22 protein-coding genes, 2 tRNA genes and 2 pseudogenes are annotated in these 25,736 nt (G+C 36.8%); 7 read left to right on the top strand and 19 right to left on the bottom strand.

Translation table 11 applies throughout. The features are described 5' to 3' along the window. Positions 1 to 343: pseudogene (locus BMY85_RS10300) on the top strand (transposase); the annotation flags it as partial. Between the two features lie 339 nt (positions 344 to 682). On the opposite strand, the gene BMY85_RS10295 reads toward BMY85_RS10300, so the two are convergent. The 14 genes and pseudogenes from BMY85_RS10295 to BMY85_RS10230 all read right to left on the bottom strand — a co-directional run bounded on the left by BMY85_RS10295 (position 683) and on the right by BMY85_RS10230 (position 17,760). After that, positions 683 to 1,741 (bottom strand): DUF6382 domain-containing protein, encoded by a 1,059-nt coding sequence (locus BMY85_RS10295; RefSeq protein WP_092478189.1) that lies wholly within the window; start codon positions 1,739 to 1,741, stop codon positions 683 to 685. A gap of 118 nt (positions 1,742 to 1,859) precedes the next feature. After that, positions 1,860 to 2,057, bottom strand: coding sequence for an AMP-binding protein (locus BMY85_RS10290; protein ID WP_092478188.1), 198 nt, complete (start codon positions 2,055 to 2,057; stop codon positions 1,860 to 1,862). A gap of 452 nt (positions 2,058 to 2,509) precedes the next feature. After that, positions 2,510 to 4,621, bottom strand: coding sequence for a glutamine synthetase III family protein (locus tag BMY85_RS10285; protein WP_092478195.1), 2,112 nt, complete (start codon positions 4,619 to 4,621; stop codon positions 2,510 to 2,512). Between the two features lie 295 nt (positions 4,622 to 4,916). Continuing rightward, complete coding sequence (locus BMY85_RS10280) at positions 4,917 to 5,816, bottom strand: mechanosensitive ion channel family protein (protein WP_092478187.1); 900 nt, start codon at positions 5,814 to 5,816, stop codon at positions 4,917 to 4,919. 90 nt (positions 5,817 to 5,906) lie between these two features. After that, positions 5,907 to 8,213: pseudogene (gene glgB / locus BMY85_RS10275) on the bottom strand (1,4-alpha-glucan branching protein GlgB); the annotation flags it as partial. A 21-nt stretch (positions 8,214 to 8,234) separates the two neighbouring features. Continuing rightward, entirely contained in the window at positions 8,235 to 8,879 is a 645-nt protein-coding gene (locus BMY85_RS10270; protein WP_092478185.1) for a YesL family protein, read from the bottom strand. Positions 8,880 to 8,905: 26 nt separating this feature from the next. Continuing rightward, a complete protein-coding gene (gene manA / locus BMY85_RS10265; RefSeq protein WP_092478184.1) occupies positions 8,906 to 9,874 on the bottom strand; it encodes a mannose-6-phosphate isomerase, class I in 969 nt (322 codons plus the stop codon). Between the two features lie 164 nt (positions 9,875 to 10,038). Then, positions 10,039 to 10,905: an ROK family protein gene (locus BMY85_RS10260; protein ID WP_092478183.1), complete on the bottom strand. Its 867-nt coding sequence runs from the start codon at positions 10,903 to 10,905 to the stop codon at positions 10,039 to 10,041. Positions 10,906 to 10,946: 41 nt separating this feature from the next. Then, on the bottom strand, positions 10,947 to 11,471 hold the full coding sequence (locus BMY85_RS10255) for an adenine phosphoribosyltransferase (protein WP_092478182.1): 525 nt from the start codon (positions 11,469 to 11,471) through the stop codon (positions 10,947 to 10,949). 78 nt (positions 11,472 to 11,549) lie between these two features. Continuing rightward, complete coding sequence (gene recJ, locus BMY85_RS10250) at positions 11,550 to 13,310, bottom strand: single-stranded-DNA-specific exonuclease RecJ (protein WP_242939724.1); 1,761 nt, start codon at positions 13,308 to 13,310, stop codon at positions 11,550 to 11,552. A 106-nt stretch (positions 13,311 to 13,416) separates the two neighbouring features. Continuing rightward, entirely contained in the window at positions 13,417 to 15,561 is a 2,145-nt protein-coding gene (secD, locus tag BMY85_RS10245) for a protein translocase subunit SecD (protein WP_092478181.1), read from the bottom strand. 47 nt (positions 15,562 to 15,608) lie between these two features. After that, positions 15,609 to 16,976 (bottom strand): thioether cross-link-forming SCIFF peptide maturase, encoded by a 1,368-nt coding sequence (scfB, locus tag BMY85_RS10240; protein ID WP_092478180.1) that lies wholly within the window; start codon positions 16,974 to 16,976, stop codon positions 15,609 to 15,611. Positions 16,977 to 17,081: 105 nt separating this feature from the next. Then, positions 17,082 to 17,222, bottom strand: a complete 141-nt coding sequence (scfA, locus tag BMY85_RS10235; RefSeq protein WP_092478193.1) for a six-cysteine ranthipeptide SCIFF — start codon at positions 17,220 to 17,222, stop codon at positions 17,082 to 17,084. A 163-nt stretch (positions 17,223 to 17,385) separates the two neighbouring features. Next, positions 17,386 to 17,760: a TIGR04086 family membrane protein gene (locus tag BMY85_RS10230; RefSeq protein ID WP_092478179.1), complete on the bottom strand. Its 375-nt coding sequence runs from the start codon at positions 17,758 to 17,760 to the stop codon at positions 17,386 to 17,388. A gap of 162 nt (positions 17,761 to 17,922) precedes the next feature. Between BMY85_RS10230 and BMY85_RS10225 the strand changes: the two genes are divergently transcribed. Next, positions 17,923 to 18,774 carry a PHP domain-containing protein gene (locus tag BMY85_RS10225; RefSeq protein WP_092478178.1) on the top strand — a complete coding sequence of 284 codons (852 nt, stop codon included), beginning with the start codon at positions 17,923 to 17,925 and terminating at the stop codon, positions 18,772 to 18,774. A gap of 57 nt (positions 18,775 to 18,831) precedes the next feature. Here the strand turns inward: BMY85_RS10225 and BMY85_RS10220 are convergent, their stop codons facing one another. The 5 genes from BMY85_RS10220 to BMY85_RS10195 all read right to left on the bottom strand — a co-directional run bounded on the left by BMY85_RS10220 (position 18,832) and on the right by BMY85_RS10195 (position 22,494). Next, complete coding sequence (locus tag BMY85_RS10220; protein WP_092478177.1) at positions 18,832 to 19,338, bottom strand: SpoIID/LytB domain-containing protein; 507 nt, start codon at positions 19,336 to 19,338, stop codon at positions 18,832 to 18,834. Further along, complete coding sequence (locus BMY85_RS10215) at positions 19,289 to 19,804, bottom strand: hypothetical protein (protein ID WP_143066363.1); 516 nt, start codon at positions 19,802 to 19,804, stop codon at positions 19,289 to 19,291. The genes BMY85_RS10220 and BMY85_RS10215 overlap by 50 nt, the downstream gene beginning before the upstream one ends. 837 nt (positions 19,805 to 20,641) lie before the next feature. After that, the gene (gene yajC / locus BMY85_RS10205) at positions 20,642 to 20,959 is read right to left on the bottom strand and encodes a preprotein translocase subunit YajC (protein ID WP_177180743.1); all 318 of its coding nucleotides are present in this window, start codon (positions 20,957 to 20,959) and stop codon (positions 20,642 to 20,644) included. A gap of 88 nt (positions 20,960 to 21,047) precedes the next feature. Next, complete coding sequence (gene tgt / locus BMY85_RS10200; RefSeq protein ID WP_092478174.1) at positions 21,048 to 22,178, bottom strand: tRNA guanosine(34) transglycosylase Tgt; 1,131 nt, start codon at positions 22,176 to 22,178, stop codon at positions 21,048 to 21,050. Between the two features lie 85 nt (positions 22,179 to 22,263). Beyond that, complete coding sequence (locus tag BMY85_RS10195) at positions 22,264 to 22,494, bottom strand: HPr family phosphocarrier protein (protein WP_092478173.1); 231 nt, start codon at positions 22,492 to 22,494, stop codon at positions 22,264 to 22,266. A 220-nt stretch (positions 22,495 to 22,714) separates the two neighbouring features. Here BMY85_RS10195 and BMY85_RS10190 point away from each other — a divergent pair, with 220 nt between their 5' ends. From BMY85_RS10190 to BMY85_RS10170, 5 genes are all read left to right on the top strand, one after another. Then, the gene (locus tag BMY85_RS10190; protein WP_092478172.1) at positions 22,715 to 23,470 is read left to right on the top strand and encodes a hypothetical protein; all 756 of its coding nucleotides are present in this window, start codon (positions 22,715 to 22,717) and stop codon (positions 23,468 to 23,470) included. A gap of 248 nt (positions 23,471 to 23,718) precedes the next feature. Beyond that, positions 23,719 to 23,791, top strand: a tRNA-Trp gene (locus BMY85_RS10185). Between the two features lie 165 nt (positions 23,792 to 23,956). Then, positions 23,957 to 24,029: transfer RNA gene (locus BMY85_RS10180), tRNA-Trp, on the top strand. 667 nt (positions 24,030 to 24,696) lie between these two features. Then, complete coding sequence (locus BMY85_RS10175; protein WP_092478171.1) at positions 24,697 to 25,029, top strand: helix-turn-helix domain-containing protein; 333 nt, start codon at positions 24,697 to 24,699, stop codon at positions 25,027 to 25,029. Between the two features lie 32 nt (positions 25,030 to 25,061). After that, a complete protein-coding gene (locus BMY85_RS10170) occupies positions 25,062 to 25,667 on the top strand; it encodes an ImmA/IrrE family metallo-endopeptidase (protein WP_092478170.1) in 606 nt (201 codons plus the stop codon). Positions 25,668 to 25,736 lie beyond the last annotated feature (69 nt).

Genomic DNA, 25,736 nt, shown 5'->3' with positions numbered 1-25,736 from the left:
TGTTTCCCTTGGATACGATAAAAACCAGAAAAACGAAGCCAATACTGATAACAAACGAAACGGTCACTACCCTAAAACTGTGAAAAGTACACTGGGCGAACTTAAGCTGGATATTCCACGAGACAGGAATGGGGAGTTTGAGCCTGCAATTGTACCCAAATACTGCAGGGACATCTCTGGAATCGAAGAAAAAGTTATCTCACTATATGCAAGAGGGTTAAGCACAAGGGATATTGGTGCCGAACTGAACGAACTATACGGAATTCATGTTTCAGCTGAAATGGTATCCAGAATCACAGACCGTATCCTGCCCGAGATTAAAGAATGGCAGTCAAGACCACTCTGAATGTTATTAAGATGATGTTCTTGAATTACTAGACACAAAAATAGTTACACCCTCATTTGAGCAGTACCAGCAACCATTACACTTAATCCTAAAACAGCAATCATTGTTTTAAATTTCTTATTCATTATTTTTTCCTCCCAATAAAGCTATTATTATAGCTATAACACGCAACAGTATAAACTACATTACGATACATGTCAATAATGAAGTTTAAATTCACAGCATTAAAAAGCAAAAACATGCATACAATTATTTCATGAAATCAGCTATCTGCTTCACCCGATATCATCTTTTTTATTATCATACAGAAAACCGTTTTCAATGTACCTCTAGCTGCTAAAATTCCAGACAAAATTCAAAATCTTCATCCGCTAGCTGAATACTGCTGCCATGAATCAGTTTTACCATTTCGGTTCCCATAAGCATTCGTCCATTGACAACGGTATGATTCTTTGAATTCATATCCATAATGTAATACTCATTGTTTTCTATCACTATATTGGCATGACTGCGACTGATGGCTGGATTGTCTGTTATACAGTAATCTACAAAACCTGTTTCTTTCCCTATTTTAAACACTTGTTTATCAAGTCTGATTACATTACCTGTTCTTTTATGCTGTAAAAATCCTGTTTTAAAACAGTCCATTGTTCCCGCTTCCCTATCTCTCTCATTTTCTTTATCAGAACCGTTTTCTTTCTTTTCTTGTTCTGCCTGTGTTTCCCTGCATTTTGGTCCTGCCCAGTTTTCCTGCGCTGGCTCAGGCTGGCTTGACTGCTTTATATCAATTGCTTTCATTTTAACTTTGCCCCCTTTGAATAAACTGCTTACTGGCAAAGCTGTCTTATTAAGCATTGTCTGTAACAGTTCCTTCAATGCTGCAAGGGAAAATTCCTCTTTTTGTTCAAGGAATCGTGTGATATTTGACACATAGAAAGAATTTTCTAAAGACGAATATCTTAGCTGTAACATAACCTGCCTTAACTGGTTTCTTAAATCCATTTCTACTTCTGGCTGTATTACAGGACAATAGAGCAGCTCCACATCTTTTGTTTCTTTATTAACATATATGTACTTACTATCAAGACAAATATAATGAACTGGAAGAGTATATTCCTTACATCGGCTGATCGTTTCAACGATATTCAAAAACACTTGTAAAAATTCTCTTTTTCCAGCATTTCCATCAAAGAACTGCTGCAGATGAATTCTCGAAGATGTATTAAACTTTAAACATGTTTTTTTATCCTTCGCAGAAAGAAATGTGGGTAAAATTCCTGCAATCTGTTTATCATGAATCAGGTCATAGCAGGCCTGATCCACTTCTTCTTCCTCATTTAATAAATATACAAGAAATGATTGCATTCCCTGATTTTCAATCATGAACTGGCACATTTTAAGCCTCCTTCGTAGTCTTTATACTAGATTTTATTACGAAAAGACAAATTTTGCAATCCAAAACCATTGGTTTTTGTATCAAATTTCAATAAAAATCCAGAAGAAATCCAGGTTCTTAAAAACCCTGAATTCTTCTGGATTTTTCTATTTCTGTATTCTCATGCAGGCAAATAGGGATAGCTCCTAATCCTACTGTTGCAAGATAAAACATATTCTTTTGCCTGCACTCAGGTGCTACGATTGCCACATGGCTTCTTTCCGTAACTCCAAGTGATGAGAGTCCTTTTGCTAACAGACATATCTTGTCTGTCACTTCTCCTGTTATTCTAGAAACATCAAATCTGGTATCTGTAGTTTCAGTTGTTATTAAAATATTTCAGTGCTTTAATTTCTTACATTATAACATGTAATTCTGACATTTCATTTCATGGAAGGTGTTCGTAATAATTAGATGTGTAAAAATTATACTTTTTCCGATTTTCATGAATCTTCTATAAGAAATTTTACAGCTATGTCAAAAAAGTTATATTCTTCCGTCTACTTGAGCCATTCTTCTGGCTCATTTCTTTTGGTTTTTTCATCCTCCTTCGATACAGTAATTGGCTTACTCTGTTTCTTCCCCTGACATCACGCAACAGCACTCTCAGACAAACTATATTCTCAACTATTTTTACTTAACAAAAGGGTATGAATCAGAAAAACATTCATACCCTTTTCAAAACTCCAGATTAATTTCGAAATTCTAGCATATTTGCTATCTGCAAATTACACTTCAAATAATAAATCACCATAACTTGGCACTGGCCAGTAAGCCTTATCCACAAGCATTTCCAATGTATCAATTGGTGCTCTTAAATCTGCCATAGCTTTTACTACAACATCTTTAAAGAAAACAGCCTGTTCTGCTCCTTCTTCCATATCTCCACCTTGTTTCGTAACAGCTTCTAAGCTTGTTAAGGCTTTTTTTGCTTCTGCTAATAGAGAAGAACACTGTGTCAGCAACTCAGTCTGTACGCTGCAGTCAGCTTCTTTGCAAGCAGTTTTAATGCTGTTAATGGACTGTGCAAGACCAGTTACATATTTAATAACAGATGGAATGTATTTCTTTCCTGCCATTTCAATCATAGTTTTTGCTTCAATATTAATTGCTTTTGCATATGCTTCATAATGAATTTCAGCACGTGCTTCTAACTCGCATTTTGATAATACATGATGTTTTTCGAATACAGAAATTGTTTTTTCTGTTACTAATTCTGGAATGGCATCTACCATAGTCTTGTGGTTTGGAAGACCTCTTCTTTCTGCTTCTGCTACCCAGTCATTGGCATAACCATTACCATTGAAGATAACTCTCTGATGATCCGATAATGTTTTCTTAATTAAATCATGTACTGCCGTATCAAAATCGTCTGCTTTTTCTAATGTATCTGCCATGTTGCTTAATACATCTGCTACGATAGTATTTAATACTGTGTTTGCACCTGCAATAGACATAGAAGAAGCTACCATACGGAATTCAAACTTATTACCTGTGAATGCAAATGGTGATGTACGGTTTCTGTCTGTAGCATCTTTCTTTAATTCCGGCAATGTATGAACACCAATATTTAATTTTCCACCTTGCTTACTGGAGGTTGCTTCACCAGTTTCAATTAACTGTGATACCACGTCTTCAAGCTGTTCTCCTAAAAACATGGAAATAATAGCTGGAGGTGCTTCATTAGCTCCTAATCGGTGGTCATTTCCTGGATTGGAAGCGGATAAACGAAGCAATCCTGCATGTTCATCTACCGCTTTAATTACTGCAGATAAAAACAATAAGAACTGAATATTTTCATGAGGTGTTTTTCCTGGATCTAATAAGTTTTTACCTGTATTAGTTACAAGTGACCAGTTATCATGTTTACCAGAACCATTGACACCTGCAAATGGTTTTTCATGTAATAAGCACTCTAAATTATGGCGTTTTGCAACTTTTTTCATAATTTCCATAACTAACTGGTTATGGTCTGTTGCAATATTAGCTGTTGAATAGATAGGTGCCATTTCGTGCTGTGCTGGAGCAACTTCATTATGCTGTGTTTTTGCTAAGATACCAAGCTTCCATAACTCTACGTTTAATTCTTTCATGAAAGCTGCAATTCTTTCTTTTAATGTACCGAAGTAATGGTCATCTAATTCCTGTCCTTTTGGAGGCATAGCACCAAATAAAGTACGGCCAGTGAAAATCAAGTCTTCTCTTTGCAAGTATTTATCTCTATCTACTAAGAAGTATTCCTGTTCTGGACCTACGGAACAAGATACGCTTTGCACTTCGTCATGTCCGAATAATTTTAATACACGAACTGCCTGATCGGAGATTGCTTCCATAGAACGAAGAAGTGGAGTTTTCTTATCAAGTGCTTCACCTGTATATGCACAGAATGCAGTTGGAATACATAATGTAACGCCTGCTGCATCTTCTTTTAAGAATGCTGGTGATGTACAGTCCCAAGCTGTATATCCTCTAGCTTCAAATGTAGCACGAATCCCTCCAGATGGGAATGAGGATGCATCTGGTTCACCTTTTACTAACTCTTTTCCTGAGAATTCCATCATGATGCCACCCTCGTTAGCTGGTGCGATAAATGAATCATGTTTTTCAGCAGTAATACCAGTCATAGGCTGGAACCAGTGAGTATAATGTGTAGCTCCTCTTTCAAGTGCCCATTCTTTCATTGCATGTGCAACTGCACCAGCGATGTCTAAATCTAACTCTTCATCATTTTCAATGGTTTTTTTCAATTTTGCATATACTGGTTTTGGTAATCTTTCTTTCATTACAGCGTCGTTAAATACATCTACTGCGAATACTTGTTCAATTACATTTTTTTCCATAATACATATCCATCCTTCCATATGATAATCTATGCTGTTCGTATTAGTATAGAACGAAGTTCTGCTAGCCTGCTGGGGTTCTCTTTTCTTCGTCCTTCTATGTACAATAGGCTCTGCATCTGCACATTTGCCTACCATACTGAAAAAGGTGTCCTCAAGTATTGAGAACACCTTTGCTCCAAAACGAATTAACATTTCGTTGTTAATAAGATAACACGTTTTATTCAAAAAATAAAGAACTTTTTTCGAATTTTCCTGATTTTTTTTAACACAAAAAGCTGCCTCGTAAAAATAATTATTTTTGCACCCTTACATCAAGCTGATTAAATGGTATTGAAATATTTTCCTTATCAAAAGTTTCTTTTACATTTTCCAAAATAGCACACTTCGCTTTAAAATAATCCTCTGTTTTCACCCATACACGATATCCCATTTGTATGGAGCTCGCTTCAAAACTATTAACATATATATCACTCTGATGTTCTTCCTGTAACACAAACTCACTATCTGCAGCAATTTTCTGCAGTATTTCTCGAACCTTTTTGATATTGCTTGAATAATCTACATCTATGAGCAAATCCAGTCTTCTTACTGGTTCATTGGTTACATTTATCAAGTTGCTATTGGATAAGCTTCCATTAGGAATTACAACATAACGGTTATCTCCAGTCAGTAACTTTGTATAAAAAATATCAATTCCAAGAACGGTTCCTTCTAAACCAGACACAATAATATAATCTCCAACCCTGAATGGTTTCAATAACAGAATCAGAATTCCTCCTGCAAAATTAGAAAGACTGCCCTGCAAGGCAAGTCCAATCGTTACACCAGCAGAACCTAAGATTGCTACAAACGATGTAGTTGGCATGCCAAGCTGTCCAATAATGCTAACAAACAAAATCACATACAATATAGCCCGCATTAAGGAAAGGATGAATTTTGATACTCCTTCCTCTACGTTGGTACGCTGAATGCATCTCTTAGTAAATGACAAAATCCACTTAATCACTTTTTTTCCGATAAAATAAATCAGCAATGCAATTACAATTTTAAACGCAAACGCCAAAGCACCTTCTATCAGTTTATCTCGTATTCCCCCAAACCATAAGATTTTTTTCTCTATCTCTTCTGCTGTCTCCTCCGCTTTCTCCGTTACAGCCTGTGTAAGAAATACACCTGCATAATTAAAAATCATAAAATCTTCCTTTCTTATTACTTCATTGAGTAGTATTTTTCGTATTTCCTTATTCTGCTAACGCTTAGTATCACCTTTTAATATCGATTTAATCCCCTTTCTGCTTTTAGGCTTTTTTATATTTTTCTTGTTTTCACTGCCTTTTTCCTTTTTCAAAGAATCCTTTCCTCCCTCAAATCTCTTACAGGTAAATGCTGCAAATCCAAGAGGCGGCAGTTTTATCTTAATGGAATTATCTAATCCATCATGGGCAACTGTTTTAGATTGTTTCAGTCTCGGATTACTATAGCCCTGGCCTCCAAATTCTTCTCTGTCACTATTAAATACTTCTTTATATTTTCCCTGGAATGGAACACCAATTAGAAATTCCTCATATGCAACAGGAGTAAAATTAAAGACCATAAGCATCATATCTTCTTCCCTTCTGGTCTTACGGACAAACGCTACTACGCTATGATCCGCATCCAGACAGCTAATCCATTCAAACCCTTCAGAATCAAAATCCAGTTCATAAAATGCCTTATAGTCAAGATAAAAACGGTTTAGTGATTTTACATAGAACTGCATCTTTCTATGTAATTCATTTTCTTCTATAAGATTCCAGTCTAATTCTTTTTTTTCATTCCACTCTGCAATCTGGGCAAACTCCTGTCCCATAAATAACAGTTTTTTTCCAGGATGCATCATCATAAATCCGTACGCTGCACGTAAATTTCCTAACTTCTGCTCCATCGTTCCAGGCATCTTTTGAAGCATGGAACCTTTCTGGTGTACTACCTCATCATGGGAAAATACTAATAAAAACTTCTCACTGTAAGCATAAATCATACTAAACAGAAGCTCTCCGTGTTTTCCTTTACGGAACAGAGGGTCAGTCCGCATATAGTCAAGAAAATCATTCATCCAGCCCATATTCCATTTATAATCAAAACCAAGACCGTCCTTTTCAACAGATCCAGTTACCATAGGCCAGGCAGTGGATTCTTCCGCAATTACAAACACAGAAGGATTTCTTTTCTTCATAATGCTGTTCAAATGCTTCAGAAACTCTACTGCATCATAGTTTTCATTTCCACCATTCTCATTCGGAACCCATTCTCCATAGTTTTTGCCATAATCCAGATAAAGCATAGATGCAACAGCATCCATACGGATACCGTCAGCATGATATTTCTCTACCCAGTACAGTGCATTGGCAATAAGGAAATTGGTTACCTCTGGACGCCTGTAATTATAAATTAACGTTCCCCAGTGAGGATGAGAACCTTTTCTTGGATCCAGGTGTTCATAAAGACAAGTTCCATCAAAATAAGCCAAACCGAAACCATCTCTTGGAAAATGTGCTGGCACCCAGTCCAATATAACTCCAATCTGATTCTGATGCATCTGATCCATAAAATACATGAAATCTTCTGGGGTTCCATACCTGCTAGTAGGCGCATAATACCCCGTCACCTGATATCCCCAGGATTCATCCAATGGATGTTCCATGACTGGCAGCAATTCAATATGAGTATAGTTCATTTCTTTTAAATATGGAATCAAAAATTCAGCTAGCTGGCGGTAATTATAAAATTCCTTCTCCTCTGGCTTCTTATAAGAGCCTAGATGTACTTCATAAATATTCACTGGTTTCCCTTTGCAATCTGTCCGGGATTCCATCCACTGTTTGTCCTGCCACTGATAAGAATCAATGTTCCGGACTATACTTGCCGTATCAGGCCTTACTTCCATGCCAAATCCATAAGGATCGGATTTCAGCATGGTAAGATCACCTTTTATTTTTATTTCATATTTGTAAATGTCATTTTCACCTACTCCAGGTATAAAAAGCTGATGAACTCCTGATTTTCCAAGAAGATTCATAGGATGACGCCTTCCATCCCAGAAGTTAAAGTCACCAACTACACTAACACGTACTGCATTCGGTGCCCAGACCGCAAAGCTGGTTCCCTTTACTCCATTAATAATCATCTCATGCGCCCCAAGCTTTTCATACACTGTGTAATGAATCCCTCTATTAAATAAATACAGGTCCTGTTCTGTTAAGGTCGATTTAAATGCATAAGGATCCTGCACTTTTAAAGGCATGCAAACTGTAGAATCTTCCTTTTTCCCACTTTTTTCATATACAACATTATAGTAGTACTCTGGAATACGTTTTCCTTTTATCAGTGCAGCAAAAAAACCTGCTTCATCTGCCAGATCCATCTTTTGTATTTTCCCGCTTTTCCCATATACAACACTAACTTCTTTTGCATCTGGAAAAAAAGCCTGTACAAGGATGCCCTTATCCGTAATATGAGCTCCTAATACCTTTCCAGGTTCGCAATTGTCTGAGTAAACTATGCTCTCAATTCGCTCCCAGTTCATTAAATTATACAAACTGTCATTCATCATAAACCCCCCTTAAATTCCTTATTCTAAATACCACTCATCTTTCTTCTCCTCTTCATTATCTGCTTTCGGTGTATACAGCTTTAGTATTGGCTCCATAACAAGAGAAAACAAAAGTGCTGCACTTGCTGGCACAAAAAATACTGTCATCTGTGACAGATACAAAAGAAAGGCCGCAACAGCCACAATTAACGCAAGCACAATGCTTTTTGGAAAATGCTTAAAAAATAATAAAATGCTAGTTTTAACCAAATGTCCAAATTTCATAGTGAAACGTGATAGTACTGGGAAGATATAAGCTCCGCAGCCTAACACAGCTACTCCCATAGAAACATAAACAATGGTCATTAATGTTCCCATTTTCCCTTCCAGGGTAAATGCAAATTTCACATTATAATAAAACAAAGCGCTGGCCGTTCCAATAGCAAGCCACGCAATGGTTGCCTGAACAAAATTCAGCTTAAAGCTTTTCCAGAATTCCTGAAAAATGTATCCTCTGTCTCTTCTTATTACTTTCACAGCTGTGTAATACATAGCAGTTGTAGAGGCCCCAATTGAAATAACCGGGATGGAAAACACAAACCATAGAATACTAAGAAACATTACATCAAATAATTTTGTTAATAAACGCATAACCGGGTTGTCCAAACTAAAAAAACTGCTCATAACTCTTTCCTTCCAATCAATTCATTTTACAATTCTTCTTCCCTGTCCTCCACATGATCTAAATCTATGTATGACAGGATAATCTCCATATTTCCATCTAAGGTATATCTTCCAAAACCAGATGGCAGGATAAAATGATCCCCTTTTACTATTTCTGTACCATTAATTGTACCTTCTCCTTCTACTACACTTAAGATTTCAAACGGATATAACTGTGTCAGGCAGTTTATGCCTTTAACCTGAAGCCGGACAACTGTATAAAACCTGCAGGCAGCCAGCTGTTCAAAACTTCCATGTTCCATCTCTTTCTTAACCCTGTTTTCCTGCTGTTCTTTATAAGGACATTGGATTACATCTATACTTTTGTCCAGATGCAGCTGTCTAGGTTTTCCATTCTGTAATCGGTCATAATCATAAAGACGGTATGTAATATCACTATTCTGCTGTGTTTCCAGAATAACCGTTCCTTTCTTTATGGCGTGGACTGTTCCTGGTGTTATCTGAAAGAAATCCCCTTTGTGTATCGGACGTTCCTTAATTAATCCCTTCCAGTTTTTATCCGCAATCATCTGCTTTAACTGTTCTTTATCCTTAGCATTATGCCCTACGATAATCGTAGCATCCTCTTCGCAATCTAATATATACCAGCATTCCGTCTTTCCATAAGAACCGTTTTCATGTTCTTTGGCATAACTGTCATCTGGATGTACCTGAATGCTTAAATCCTCTTTTGCATCAATTATTTTTACTAAAAGCGGAAACTTCTCACCCTCCAGATTTCCAAACAGTTCTCTATTATTTTGCCAAAGCCAGCTTAATTTTTTTCCATTATAGATGCCGCCATCTACTAAACAGTCTCCATTTTCATGGGCACTAATTGCCCAGCACTCTCCTGTAGTATCACTCGGTATATCATAATGAAAATCAGAGCGAAGCTTATTGCCTCCCCATATCATTTCTTTAAAAACAGGTTTTAGCCTTATAAATTCCTCCATATGCCTCTCCTTTAGTTCCTTTTTCTAACATTCCTATTGTAGCATATTATAAGACGAATTGTAATGAAAAAAATATAAAAAGAACAATAAAAAACCCATAAGTCAGATTAGTTTCTTCTGACTTACTGGGTTCAAAACAAAACCTATGTAATGGTTCATTTTCTTTATAACTGTGCAATTGCAAGCTGCAAAGCACCCTTTATCCCCGAATCGTCACCAAGGGCAGGTGGTACTATGTATTCTTCCATCCGCTCTAAAGCTGTATGGACAATATATCCATTTAAATACTGTTTTACCTTTTCTTGAATTAGCGGGTACAGCTCCTTCTGATGCATGACACCTCCACCTAATATGATACAGTTAGGTGAATAAGCAAGTATATAATTGGTAATAGCCTGGGCAATGTAATCCGCTTCCAGTTCCCAAACTTCTAATGAACCGCCAAGTTCTTCTGCCTTTCTCCCCCATCTGCCCAATATTGCTGGACCTGAAGCCAAGCCTTCAAAGCAGTTCTTATGAAATGGGCAGACACCTTCATATTTATCATCAGATCGTTTACTGATTAGAATATGACCTGCCTCTGGATGAACGAGACCGTGAAGCAGCTTATAATTCAGACAGACACCAACTCCGATCCCTGTTCCAATGGTAATGTAGACAACCATTTCTTTTCCCTTTCCTGCCCCGTAAACCGCCTCACCTAACGCTGCTGCATTTACATCTGTATCAATAAAAACAGGAACACCTAACCCTTTCTGAAATGCATCAACAATAGCATACTGCTGCCAGGAAAGTTTTGGTGTGCTCGTAATCCTGCCAAACCCTAACGAATCCTTGGACAGATTAAGCGGGCCAAAGCACCCAATACCAAGTGCTTCTACCCGCTCTTCTTGAAAAAAGGAAATGATAGAAGGAATTGTCTGCTTGGGAGTCTTTGTAGGAATCACTATCCGTTTATAAATATTGCCGGCCTCATCACCAGCCGCACAGACCATTTTGGTTCCGCCAGCTTCCAAAGCACCCATTCTCATATCATTCCCCCCCTATGTGCCTGTACCATCAGGTACCGTTTTTATTTTCCTTCGTAACGAATTACAGATGCAACATCATATTTCTGTAATTTATCACGGCCTTTTAATCCTTCCAATTCCATCAGGAACACAATCTTAACTACTTCTCCGCCAAGGCTTTCCACTAACTTTGTTATGGCTTCGATTGTACCGCCAGTTGCAATTAAATCATCAATAATTACAACTTTTTGTCCAGGTTTAATAGAATCTTTATGCATCTCAATTACAGCTGTACCATACTCTAAATCGTATTCCATTTCTACTGTTTCACAAGGAAGTTTGCCCTTTTTGCGAACCGGGATAAAACCTTTGTTCATGTTATATGCAACTGGAACACCAAAAATAAATCCACGGGATTCTGGTCCTAACACAAGATCAAAATCAACACCTTCTAGTTCTTTCTGGATTTCATCAATTGCCATTTTCAAACTGTCTTTGTCCTGTAAAACACTAGTTACATCTCTAAAAATAATACCTTCCTCTGGAAAGTCAGGAATGCTTCTTACGTACTCTTCTAATTTTTTCATATTAATTACCTTTCTTCTCTAATACAAAATAAAACATCAATTTCATTTTAACATTTATCCTAAAAATTGCAAGTAGCTTTATCTAAAATGTTGGATGATAAACTGGATTGTCGTATTTCCGTTAAACTCATTTACATTTGGATAAAAAACAAAGTCTAACAGGACATTCTCTGCAGTCCCTTCATAAAGACGTTTTAAAGATTCTTCTCCATATTTCTCACAGATTAACTGTTCAAATGCTTCAAATTCACGAAATAGCATTGCGGTATAAACTTGATTGCTGCTTCTGGTTTTCACTGTAAGCCTTGCCATATTTTTATTCTTTCCGATTACCTTTGCATTCACAAGCTGTACGTCTTTTAAAGCAAAACTTGGTTTTTCATTTGATTTGCCAAATGGCTCTAACAAATCAAATTCCTGAATCAATGTGCAGGTGACATCTTCAAATGGCAAAACCATATCAAAGGATACTTTTTTTATAAAATCTTCTTCTTTCAAACCTGATTTTTCGTTTAATGCCCTTCTTAATGGTTCTATATTTTCCTTTTTTAAAGAAAGCCCTGCTGCCAGAGGATGTCCTCCGAACTTTAAAAGCAGTTCCTTACACTCATTAAGCTTATCAGACATTGGATATTCTTCAATAGAACGTCCAGAACCTTTTACATGTTCTTCTCCATCTGTCAGCACAATAGCAGGTTTATTATAACGCTCTCGAATCCTCCCTGCTATAATTCCAGCAATGCTTTCGTGGCAATGCTCTAAATATACAACAAGCACCGAATCCTCCATATATTGTTTTTCCACAAGTTCGCACGCTTTTTCAATTCCTTCACTGGTCAGTTCTTTACGTTCTTCATTCAGTTCTTTTAAGTCTTTTGCATATTCTTGTGCCACTTTTTCGTTATCTGTCAAAAAGAGTCTTAATGCCAGCTTTGCCGATTCCAGCCTTCCAGACGCATTAATGCAAGGACCTACCACAAAACCAAAATGATAAGCAGATAAATGCTGGTCTTCCAGTTTATTTTCCCGAAGCAATGCTTGCAGTCCTATATTTTTCGTTCTCTCTGCCTTCTTTAACCCGTATTGCACAATCGTTCTGTTTTCATCTACCAGATCCATTACATCGCATACCGTTGCAATCGCAGCAAATTCCAGAAGCTCTCCCGCTTTCTCTGCTTTAATTCCCAAATTTTCATATAGAACTTGTATTAATTTAAAAGCAACCACTGCCCCACAAATACCCTCCATAGGATATAGACAGTCATGCTGTTTGGGATTCACTATGGCATCTGCTAACGGGATTCGATATTGCTTTTTCCCATTTTCCTCATGAAATGGAATATCATGATGGTCGGTAATTACAACTGTAAGCCCTAGTTCCTTTGCTCTTGCAATCTGGTCAAAAGCAGCAATTCCGTTGTCACAGGTTAAGATGGTATCTACTCCTTCCTGTGCTGCCGCTTCTACTATTGCAATGTTAATTCCATACCCATCCTTTATCCTGTCTGGAATTTCATAGTCTACATTTGCTCCACAATATTTCAGCCCTGTATATAAAATATACGTAGACATGACACCATCTACATCGTAATCTCCAATAATGCGAATCTTTTTACCTGCCTTTATTTTTTCTCTAATGATTTCTGATGCCAGTTCCATGTGTTTCATCTTTCGTGGCTCATGCAGATCCCCAAGGGAAGGATGTAAATACATACGCATTTCTGCATTAGAGGAAATCCCTCTATTTACTGCTATTCTGGCTGTCACTTCACTAATTCCAAACTGGCTGGCAATCAAAGCATAATTGGCTTTCCGGTTCCGAATAAACCATTTCTCCATAATAACCTCCGTCACACTTTCCATCCATAAACAAACGCCATGAAAGTCAAACCTTCATGGCGTTATATGCTGTTACTATATACATTTGCACAATGGCTGATTATGCTTATTTGCTGCTTCCGATTTTCTTAAAGCTGTACCATACCGTACCTGTAATACAGATTGAAGAATAGCATCCGCAAATGATACCTACCATTAATGGAATCGCAAATTCCTTAACAGAATCTACCCCCATAATTGCAAGGAAGAATACCATGATAAATGTTGTTAAAGAAGTATTGATACTTCTGCTGAATGTCTGGCTAATACTGTCATTCACAATCTTCTCAATATCTTCTATTCTGCTCTTGCCTTTTTTGTTTTCACGAATACGGTCAAAGATAACGATTGTGGCATTGATAGAGTAACCTACGATTGTAAGCATACAAGCGATAAATGTATTACCAACGGAAATTCTGCAGACAGAATAAATCATTAATACAACTAATACGTCATGGATTAAGGCAATAACCGCACTTGCACCAAATGCAAGGTCCTTGAATCGAATCCAGATGTAAATTAACATACAGACTGTTGCAATTATTACGGCAGTAACTGCATCCGATTTCATTTCATTACTTACAGAAGAACTAATGCTTTCTGAAGCAATGTTTCCTTCATCAATTCCATACTTACTACTTAAAGTATCTTGTAATTTTGTTCTTTGTTTTAAGTTTAAAGTTTTTGTTTTAACTAAAACAGCTTTTTCACCTTGAACAGAAGAAACATTGGCAATTTCACCAGTTGCATCTTTGAATACCGATTCAATTTCACTGTTTCCTGGTACTTCATCCTTGAAAGTAACCTGTGTCTGGGTACCACCAGAGAAATCCAAGTCATAATTTAAAACAGTACCTATCTGTGATCTGTTGACAAACAATCCACCAATGCCTACAGCAATAAGCAAGGTAGAAATTGCAAAGAACACTTTCATGCGTTTTGTATAATTATAAGTTTTAACTTCTTTTTGTAACCCAAAGAACTTAACATCATCACAGCCTACACGGTAAAATGCTGTCAAAATAGTTCTTGTTACGAATAAAGCTGTAAACATAGAAATTACGATACCGATTGCTAATGTCTGGGCAAATCCTTTTACAGTACCTGAACCTTTGAAATAAAGAACAGCAGCAGCAATCAAAGTAGTAATGTTACCATCAATAATTGCAGAAAGGGCTTTGTCAAAACCAGCTTTAATAGCAGAACGTACTGACTTTCCAGCAGTAAGTTCTTCTCGAATTCTTGTAAAGATAATAACATTGGCATCTACGGCCATACCGATGGATAAAATAACACCTGCAATACCTGGTAATGTAAGCGTAACATCAAATGCATTAATCATGATTATATCTGCTAAAATATAAATAAGCAATGCAATACTTGCAGCTACACCTGGAATACGGTAGTATATGCTCATAAATAACAGCACGGCAATTAATCCGATTAAACCAGCAATTAAACTTGTTTTCAGTGCTTCTTCACCTAATTTCGCACCAACTACGTTAGAACGGATTTCTTTTAATTCAAGCGGAAGGGCACCAATACGGATTGTACTTGCAAGATGTTCTGCTTCTTCAAAAGATTTCTGTCCTTCAATAGATGCTTCCCCATTTGTAATTGCAGTATTTACAACTGGATTGGAAATCACTTTTCCATCATATACAATGGAAATAGTCTTATGCGGATTAGTAGCTACTGCTTCCTGTGTTGCTTCAGCAAATTTTTTAGTACCAGAAGCATTCAGTTTTAACTGTACAATATGCTTTGGCTGTCCAGTTGTCTGGTCAGATATGGTATTCGCATCTGCATTGGCAATATCTTTACCTGTCAGGACTACTTTGCCTGCTTCATCCTTAAATTCCAGTGCCCCTGCTTTCCCTAATTCTTCTAAGATCGCATTGGCATCTGTAACACCTGGAATATCAACATTGATACGTTTTGTACCTTCCTGATATACCGCTGCTTCAGTACTGTAGTTTTCCACACGTTTCTGAAGCTTGTATTTTGTATCTGCCATTTCAGTTGCAGATGGATTCTTCTTTTTTGCTTCGTAAGTAATACTTACACCGCCATCTAAATCAAGACCAAGCCTAATATGCTCAGCAGTTCCTTTATGCTGCTTACCAATACCCACAAATGATACAAAGCACAATGCCGCTATCGCTAAAACCGCAAGGCACAGGCTTAGTATACCTTTTCTCTTATCTTTCATTGTTCTTTCTCCTTTACCTCTTACTTTACATGCGTACGACTACCTGTTTACTGTGCTTTTGCTGCCTTCATCATGATGGCACATTCAATACGCTTTTTCTGTAATTCACACCCAACGTCATAAGTGCCGTTAATGGCTCCAGTGAAATTATAGGAATTCGCTGCACATCCACCGCTACAGTAAAAACGTGCAAAACATTCTTTGCATTTTGATTTTGCATACACATTGCAAAGCTTGAATTCATCTCGGATATCTGTTTTCTTTACCCCATCAAAAACATTACCCATTAAAAATTCTTCCTGTCCTACGAACTGATGACATGGATATAAATCTCCCCATGGTGTTACTGCTAAATACTCCGTACCTGAACCACAGCCAGACAATCTCTTCGCTACACAAGGGCCACCACTTAAATCTATCATAAAATGGAAGAAGTTCACTCCCTTGCCATTCTTTTCACGTTCAATCAGTGCTTTTGCCAGTTTGTCATATTCATCAAAAACCTGCTGGATATCAGACTCTTTAATAGCATATTCCTTATCATCTGCTGCAACAACAGGTTCTACAGAAATCTGTTCAAAACCTAAATCTGCCAGATGTAAAACATCGTCTGCAAAATCAAGGTTATGATGTGTAAAAGTACCTCTTACATAATAGTTTTTCTGTCCTCTGCTTTCCGCAAGCTTCTGGAATTTTGGCATAATCAGATCATAGCTGCCTTTGCCATTTCTAGTTGGCCTCATCCAGTCATGAACATTCTTACGGCCGTCTACACTTAAAACAACATTAGCCATTTCTTCATTAATAAACTCCATAATGTCGTCATTTAATAATACGCCATTTGTAGTTAACGTGAAACGGAAATTCTTGTTATGAATCTTTTCCTGTTCCCTTCCATAACGGACTAACTGTTTTACAACGTCAAAATTCATAAGTGGCTCTCCACCAAAGAAATCAACTTCAAGGTTTCTTCTGTTACCGGAATTGGCAATTAGAAAATCCAATGCCTGCTTACCTATTTCAAAGCTCATCATGCCTTTATCGCCTTTGTATTCACCTTCATCAGCAAAACAGTATCTGCATGCTAAATTACAGTCATGAGCGATATGTAAGCAAAGTGCCTTTACTGCTGTCTTGCGTTTCTTAAAGTCCATAATATAGTCTTTGTATATATCTTCTGTAAATAAGCTTCCATCTTCCTTGAGCTGTTCAATTTCTTCGATAGCTTCTTCGATGTCCTTTCTGCAATATTCTGTTCCTTCATATTTTGCTAACATCATATTAACTATGGATTCTTTGTTTTCCCTTTCATATACTTCAATGATATCGTAAACCAAATCATCCACTACATGGACACTCCCGCTGTTAACGTCTAATACGATATTGAAGCCGTTGTTTTTATATTGATGTATCACTGTACTGCTCCTTTCAACTTTCAATATGATATATGCTGTGGGCTTGTCCTTTATATTATATACATTGAATAGGCAGCGGCAAATGCCGCTGCCCAATGCTTATAATTACTGGTTCTCACAGCTTTGATTTCCAACTGTGCAAGATGTTTTGCAGGCAGACTGGCAGGATGTCTGGCATTCTCCACAGCCGCCTTTTTTCATTGTATCTTTTAAATTACGAGTGCTTAATGATTTAATATGTTTCAACACTAGTTCCTCCTTTTTCTGAACTTCTTGTGCCATGGACGTTTCAAGCAAATCTATCCATTCGTAACAAAAAATTCTTGTCAACTTTAGATATTATATCACATATCAATTTGTATTGGAAGTTTTTTTTTACATTTGCCTAATCAGAATCCATTGCTTTCTATCAACTTAACATTCCTCCAAGCATTCCTCCAAAACCACAGGTAATGAATACTGTAATCGTGCTTCCAATCTGGCTAAGAATATCTTTCTTCATCAAAATTGATATTGCAAAAATAATTGAAAAATACAAAACTCCTGATAGGATTCCCCACAGAAATCTCTTCTCTTGTGTTTTCTTTCCTACAATCATTCCTCCTACGAATGCTGAAAAAATATACGCAAAAACGACTCCAGCACTTACAAACATATTGGAAGGTTCCGCTTTATACATAATTAAAGCCAAACATAATAAAACCACTCCTGTTATAACATATGAGACAAACAAAGCTTTGGCTAAAACCGTTCCCTTAGACTGTTTTTGTGCAGACTGATTCATATTTCACCTCCAATACCTGTACCTTTCTATTTCCATATATATTAAATCTTATTTTGACTTAGAACCTGACAAATTCATTTTATATATCTGGCTACTTGATCTATAATAGAACCCAGATACACAATCCATACTATAAATACCATCAAGGAAAGGATGAATCAGATGATAGATTTACACGTACATTCCAATATATCTGACGGGACTTTGTCTCCTGCAAAAGTAATTGACCTTGCTGTGGATGCCAGGCTAAAAGCAATTGCTCTTACCGACCACGACACAGTTGGCGGTATTGATGAAGCCATGAAACGTGCCATACATTATAAAAACAAAGGTATTGATTTTACTTTCATTCCAGGCGTGGAATTATCCGTTGGGTATAAAAAGCGGGATATTCACATTCTAGGCCTGTATATTGATTCCGGAAACCAGAACCTGCGAAGCCTTCTTAAACAGATGGTGGATGAAAGAGAAGAACGAAATTTAAAAATGGTACAAAATTTCCAAAACGATGGCATCCAGATTACAATGGAAGAATTAAAGGAAGAATCAAAAGATGCAGTTATCACGAGAGCGCATTTCGCAAAAATTTTAGTCAGGAAACAATATGTAAAAACAGCAAAAGAAGCATTTGACAGATATTTAAATGAAGATAGCAAATACTATGTAAACCGGAAGTTCATCACACCAGAACAGGCAATCGAAGCAATTCTGGATGCTGATGGCATTCCTGTATTAGCCCATCCTATGTTGTATCATTTGCCTGAGGAAGAGCTGGATCAACTAGTAGAACGATTAGCAAAACATGGATTAAAAGGAATTGAGACTATTTATTCGACCTATTCTCCTGAGGAGGAAGAAACAGTGCGGCAGCTTGCGGACAAATATCATTTGCTTATGACTGGTGGTTCTGATTTTCATGGAGAGGTGAAACCTGATATTTCAATTGGGACTGGCAGAGGGAATCTTGTGATACCTGATGAATTATTAGATGGATTAAAACAGATTAGGGCATAATTATTAAAAAAGTCAAGAGGGACTTAGTTTTGTCGGCTCTTGACTTAATCTTTCTGGTTAGCCAAAATATTTAAGAATTCTTATATTACCGTAGGAATGAACTGAACCACCATAATAATAGTTCAGTATATCATTATATAAATAACCTTTTTTCGCTAACGCTTGCGAACCATATTGCAACAATTTACCACCACTTCGTTTACTTATTTCTCCTGATGTTCCCTGTCCATATTCTGCAAAAAATATTTTGTCCGATGAATTTACCATAATATATCTATAAGTATCATCAATTGCTCTACTTGTTGAAGTTTGTGCCGAACCTTTTATATAGCACTGCGTTCCCGATGATACATCGTATGCACCTGATGGTGAAGCAGGATTTATTGTATGATACCACCCCACCATTCGTACACAAAACGCACCTGCATTCAAGGATTGAACATGCCAACTTGGTATCCATTCGTTTGGTAAAACATCTTTACAATATGTTTCAAAGCCAACATAACCATATCCCTTAACAAATATTCTTGTTGGATAAGAGTATCTCCCATAATAGTCTAGCATCCCCCAATTCCTTGTAAGAACTTAATGCATTATTTAAAAAACGATATGTTCTAAAATTTTTATCAATAATCTCATTCTCTGCATTAACAAGTAACCCTTTCTCTGCTTTTTCAATAACATTTATAGCTGATATTTCATCTATGTAATCCTCATCCTTTGAAGAAATTGAGCCAATTATGTACTTCTGAATTAAATCATGCGATGGTCTATTAAATTGAGCAATTTTCTTCACTCCATCCTCTTCAATCAGCGCAACAAAAAAATAATTCAGCCCATTATAAAAATAATTATTTTCAACTGTCACACTACAATCTACAGAAATTATATATGTGTCTATTTCACCTGATGAACTTAAAATCGGATACTCATCAAAAAGCAAACTTGTCTGTGCATCTTCTTGAGAAACCTTATATGTATCTATCAATTTTATGGATTCAATTTGTTTAACTCCATTTTGTATTGACACATCTGCAAAATACTCAACAAAATATTTTTTTCATCATTATTTCACAATTCTGTAAAACAATTCCATCTTTTTTGGTCGATACTATTTATCAACTCTTGAATCACTTTCTCTGAATTAATACTATATGCATCAATGTAGCCTAACAAAAAAGTACAACTTGTAATACTTAAAATTGCTACAAGCAGCAAAAAACGTTTCATGACAATACAGTTCATAATCTTTTCTTTTCTTTCATAATAGATAAGTTCTAAACATCCAAAATAACAATACAACTTTTTCCTTAATGTGTCAATATATAGTTGTTTCTGATAATTTTTTAATTTCAGTAAAATTATTACACTTTATTGATTTAGAAAAATATTAGCCGTATAATATCATCATTCGACGAATAATCAAAACCTAAAAACAAGGAGAAAAAAATGAAGAAAAAAGTTATATTTCGATTTTGCATAGTTATTATTCTTTTCATAAGTGTAATAATAATCCATCTCGAAACTACACCATCCACACCAAACAAGATAAAAATTTCAGAAAACACTCCAACAATAATACCTTCCGATAACCTGACAGCACGAAAAATACAAGATTGTTTTGAAGCTCATCTCCCAGCCAAATACAACATACAATATAACAATGATTCTTTTGAAGCAGTAATTACATACAATGGAAATATTATACAGATAAAGAAAATCATATGGCTGGTGATTTGTATTTCACGCCAAATACAATTAGTGAAAAAGAAATGGACACAATCGCTAATTCTTTCATATACAAACCTTAATTCATCAAAAGACAGAAAGCTGCACCTGCTCTTGCAGTATGCAGCTTTCTGTCTTTTTATGCGTCTTTATTCGCTTTTTCAACTGCCTGAATATGTTCCCTCTTCATAGGAATACGACAGTTTTTATTATTACCAAATTCAACAATAACGATTTCAGGCATTACATCAATTACAACGCCATAAAATCCTGCACTTGTCAAAATACTATCTCCTGTTTCCACAGAATTTACTAATGCCGCATGTTCTCTTTCCTGTTTCTTCTGTGGACGGATTAGCAGAAAATAAAACAATCCAAACATTAAAACTAATGGTAAAACGGTTGTAGCCAGCATATTTGAAGTTCCGCCAGCTGCCAATACTGGTAAAAATGTCATAACGTTCCTCCTAGGTTACTTTATTAAGTGCAGTCCTTAAACTCTTGCTGAGTTTTTTCCACACTCGAATATACGCATTATAGCACACTTATTCTCCTTGTGCCATACCTTCTAACTTAGCTTTTTTATACTCTTTGAATCTGTGGTGCTCAATTGCATCACGGATTTCTTCCATCATTTTATTGTAGAAGTACAGATTATGGGTAACAAGCATTCTTAAGCCAAGCATTTCTTTTGCTTTTAACAAATGCCTAATATACGCTCTGCTGTAAGTCTGGCAGACTGGACACTGACATCCTTCTTCCATTGGCCTGTCATCTAATTCATATCTGGCATTTAACAGGTTCATCTTTCCATGGTTCGTGTAAGCATGTCCATGTCTTCCATTGCGTGATGGATATACACAGTCAAAAAAATCTACTCCACGTTCTACTGCTTCCAAAATATTTGCTGGTGTTCCTACCCCCATTAAATAAGTTGGTTTCTCTAATGGCAGATAAGGAACTGTTTTCTCAATAATGTCATACATTTCCTCATGGCTTTCACCAACAGCCAGCCCGCCAAGAGCATAACCGTCCAGATCCATTTCCGAAATACGCTTTGCATGTTCAATACGGATATCTGCAAAGGTCCCTCCCTGGTTAATGCCAAACAGCATCTGCTTTTTGTTAATTGTATCCGGCAGTTCATTCAAACGTTTCATTTCTTTTATGCAGCGCTCTAGCCATCTTGTTGTACGGTCAACTGAATTCTGCATATATTCGCGAGTCGCTGGGTGCGGTGGACACTCATCAAATGCCATCGCAATTGTAGATGCCAGATTAGACTGAATCTGCATGCTTTCCTCAGGTCCCATAAAAATACGTCTGCCATCAATATGAGATTGAAAATATACTCCTTCTTCTTTGATCTTACGAAGTCCAGCCAAAGAAAAGACTTGGAATCCGCCTGAGTCTGTTAAAATCGGCTTATCCCAAACCATAAACTTATGGAGGCCACCTAGCTGCTTCACTACTTTATCACCTGGGCGAACATGTAAATGATACGTATTGGATAACTCCACTTGTGTCCCAATCTTTTGTAAGTCCATTGTTGAAACAGCCCCCTTAATTGCAGCTGCTGTTCCAACATTCATAAAAACAGGAGTTTGAATTACACCATGTACCGTGTGAAATTCGCCTCTTTTTGCCTGCCCATCTTGAGTTATTAATCGATACATCACTTTCTCCATTCTAATTACTGCATAATATTAACTACTTGTATTATGTAGTATTTCCTCTTTTTCTGTTAAGCTTATACATGATTTATACATAAGATGCAAATTTATTCAATGTATTTTCAAAATCCCTATTATATCCTTGGCAGGAAACATTTAAAACTCTAGTCAAATCCAGGCTTGCAACGCCTAAAAAGGATTTTGCATCAATGATAACGCGGTTATAAAAAATATCCACATCAAAGTCGCACCCAGAAGCTGCATTTACAAATTCCTTAACTTCTTCCATCTGAGTCAGTCTTATTTTTCTAGTTTCCATGAATATTCACTCTTCTTTCTATCATAATACACGATATCTCGCAACATTAGTTAGTTATAACATCTTTTCATTTTTCCGTCAATAAGTTCTTGTCTTTTTCACTAAAAACTGCTGTTTCATAAAATTAGTTATATTTTATCTCTTTTTTATAGTTGGATATGACACATTTCTACTTTTTTTGAATATAGTGTACTATAAATAATTAAAGGAAGTGTTCCTTATGAAATGTAATTCAAATTGTAATTCGAACTGTTGTTGTAATCAAAACTGTGGTGGCCAGAATAGAGGCCAGAACTGTGGCGGATTCCAGCAAGGAGGAATGAATGGCTATGCTCAGAAATGTTCTGCGATGATGAATCAGTGTAATGTTTTTGCAGCATATACAACAGATCCTATTGCTGGAACAGCTGCTACTGTAGCTTTGCCTCTGACATTCTCTAATATCTTATATGATTATGGCTCTGCAATACAGGCTACAACTGGCACAAACCGAATCTTTATTACACAGCCAGGATTGTATCAGGTTTCTTACTATATTACAGCTACAGATACTGCTGGAGCAGCCACTGTCACAGCAAGTCTGATTAGAGGTACTACAACCTTTGCAACTGATGAAGATACAATAGCCGCAGCTGATGGCAGCGTTATTTTATCCAATACAGCAATTTTCTATGTAGCATGCCAGGAACTGCCTCTTGCTTTACAACTTTCGGTTACTAGTACCACAGCTACTACCTCTTACACCTTCTTCATTACAGTAAACAGAATCTGTTCCTGTAATGGTGACTATAACGCATTTAGTGGCACAACACCTAACTTAAACCCATTCTTCATTGGATGCAACTCTGAATGTTCACAGGGATTTGACGGACCTTGCCATGCAATTTCTCAAGGAAATGGCTGTAATGGTGGATTCACAGGATGCTCTAACAATGGTGGCCAGTGCGGAGGCAATAACGGATGTAACTGCTGGTAAATGATTCTTTTGAAACCTTCAAGCAAGGTAACCCTAATCAATAAACTTCTATAGTGCTTAAACTAACTGCCCCTTCCTAAATCGGAAGGGCAGTTAGATTTTTTGTCCTTTATACGTACTTTACTTATAAATGGCCAACAGGCAATTTACTAGCGATAAAGCAAATTTTTTTTCACTATTTTGTTGACAAACCCTGCTTCATGTTATATCATATAGGAGCGATATGGTTCATATGACAGCAAATCAATAGGGGTATAGTTCAGCTGGTAGAATAACGGTCTCCAAAACCGCAGGTCGTGGGTTCAAGTCCTACTGCCCCTGTTAAGGCTAAATCAATTGATTTAGCCTTTTTTTAGGGCACAGATTGGTAAAGGAAGATAATCGCTAAAAAACTGATTTCTAACAAATTTGAAAATTTTTGTTGACAAATCAGTTTTCATGTTATATCATGTAGGGGCAATGTAATTCACATGGCAGCAAATCAATAGGGGTATAGTTCAGCTGGTAGAATAACGGTCTCCAAAACCGCAGGTCGTGGGTTCAAGTCCTACTGCCCCTGTTAAGGCTAAATCAATTGATTTAGCCTTTTTTATTTGATTAAGAAAGTCCTCTGCGAGTCCTTACCCATCTGGCACAGCAAAGCCTGAGTTCCTTCGAGTACATTCCAGTCGTGAAAGTCTGAGGAACTCAGACTTTGTTCTGTCCAGTTTACAAAAATATTCTCTATTGCCAATTCCATAAATAATACTATGTTCCTGTAAATCATAATATCCCAATCTTATCTGGTTTTTCCCTCACAGCCAAAAAATATGCAAAACAGGCTAATACTCTGCCATCCCCCTTTTGTGACAGCCATATCAGCCCGTTTTGTCCCCTTCTTTTATTAAGCCCGCACACATTATCCTTCGCACAACCAAGTATCATGCGTAATTCCGCATCTGTTTAACCTTTCCATCGGGAAGAAAGCGCCTCGCAAAAGCATTCTTTACCATAATACTTTTCTCTTTTGTACATTTAGTCTGAAATTCTTTTGTACCTCTCCTGCTCTTTTGTATTGTAAGCTTACATCTGTATGTACTGTTCACGTTTTGTGAACATCTATATAATAACACTCGAACATACGTTTGTCAACTGTCTTTTGAAACTTTTTTGTTTTTTTGATTACGTTTTCGATAATTTGAATTCTCGCTGTATTTTCGGTATACTTATATCAGGGAGGAATACATATGAACGAATTTGCGATACAGTTAAAGAAGCTCCGCACTGCACAAGGATATACTCAGCAGCAGTTAGCTTCTCTTTTGCATATATCCAAAAGTGCTATTAGCATGTATGAATCTGGAGTAAGAGAGCCTGAACTTTCTGTCATTCAACAGATTGCCGACATTTTTTCAGTTGATATGGACACATTAATCGGAACACATTTAGAAGAAACTGGAACACCTGTCACTTCTCCATTTTTAAATATGAAAAAATTAATTGCACGTAACGGAAACCAGCTCACTAGTGAAGAACGAGAAAATTTAATAAAACTTCTGTCTGAACTCAATACGCAATAGCAAACAAAAATTCCTGCTAACAGGAGGTAGCCATGAATCATACCACTATAAAACAGAACATATTACAGCTTTATCAAAACTGCCACATAGCCACATTTCCAGTGTCTTGCATTTCCATACTAAATCAATATAACATCACCTGCTTTTCCTACAAAGAATTAACGGCTAAACAGCCAGCCCTGTCTGAATTATGCCAAAAATATTCTAATGACGCTTTTTCCTACGGAAACCTTGTCTGCTACAACGACACCATGCCTATAGAACGCATTCGTTTTTCTCTGATGCACGAATTAGGACATCTGTTATTACATAGCGAAAATGAAACTGACGCCAACCTATTTGCCAGCCACCTGCTTGCCCCTCGGTGCATTTTAAAAAAATCCCGTCTTACGCAGCCAAAGGACATTAGCACTTTATTTGGCATTTCCAGAGAAGCGGCTGTTTATGCCCTCAAAGACCTAAGCAAAATGGACTGTTCCAATACTATTGACGAACAGCTCCTCGAACACTTTTACAGCCCTAAACTAGGAATTTATGTGTATCACATCTCAGAATGTCCTGTGTGTGGCAGCACCATTTACAATTCCATTCACAACACCTGTCTTCAGTGTAAAAAGCTTTCTATAAAATCCAGATAAAACTATTGTCACACGGTGTCTTTTCTTATACAATAAAATAACTGTTATTTTTGTTTCGGAACTTACCGA

This window comes from [Clostridium] polysaccharolyticum (assembly GCF_900111595.1).
GTDB classification, from domain to species: domain Bacteria; phylum Bacillota; class Clostridia; order Lachnospirales; family Lachnospiraceae; genus Clostridium_AI; species Clostridium_AI polysaccharolyticum.
This window is presented reverse-complemented; position numbering and strand designations above follow the sequence as displayed.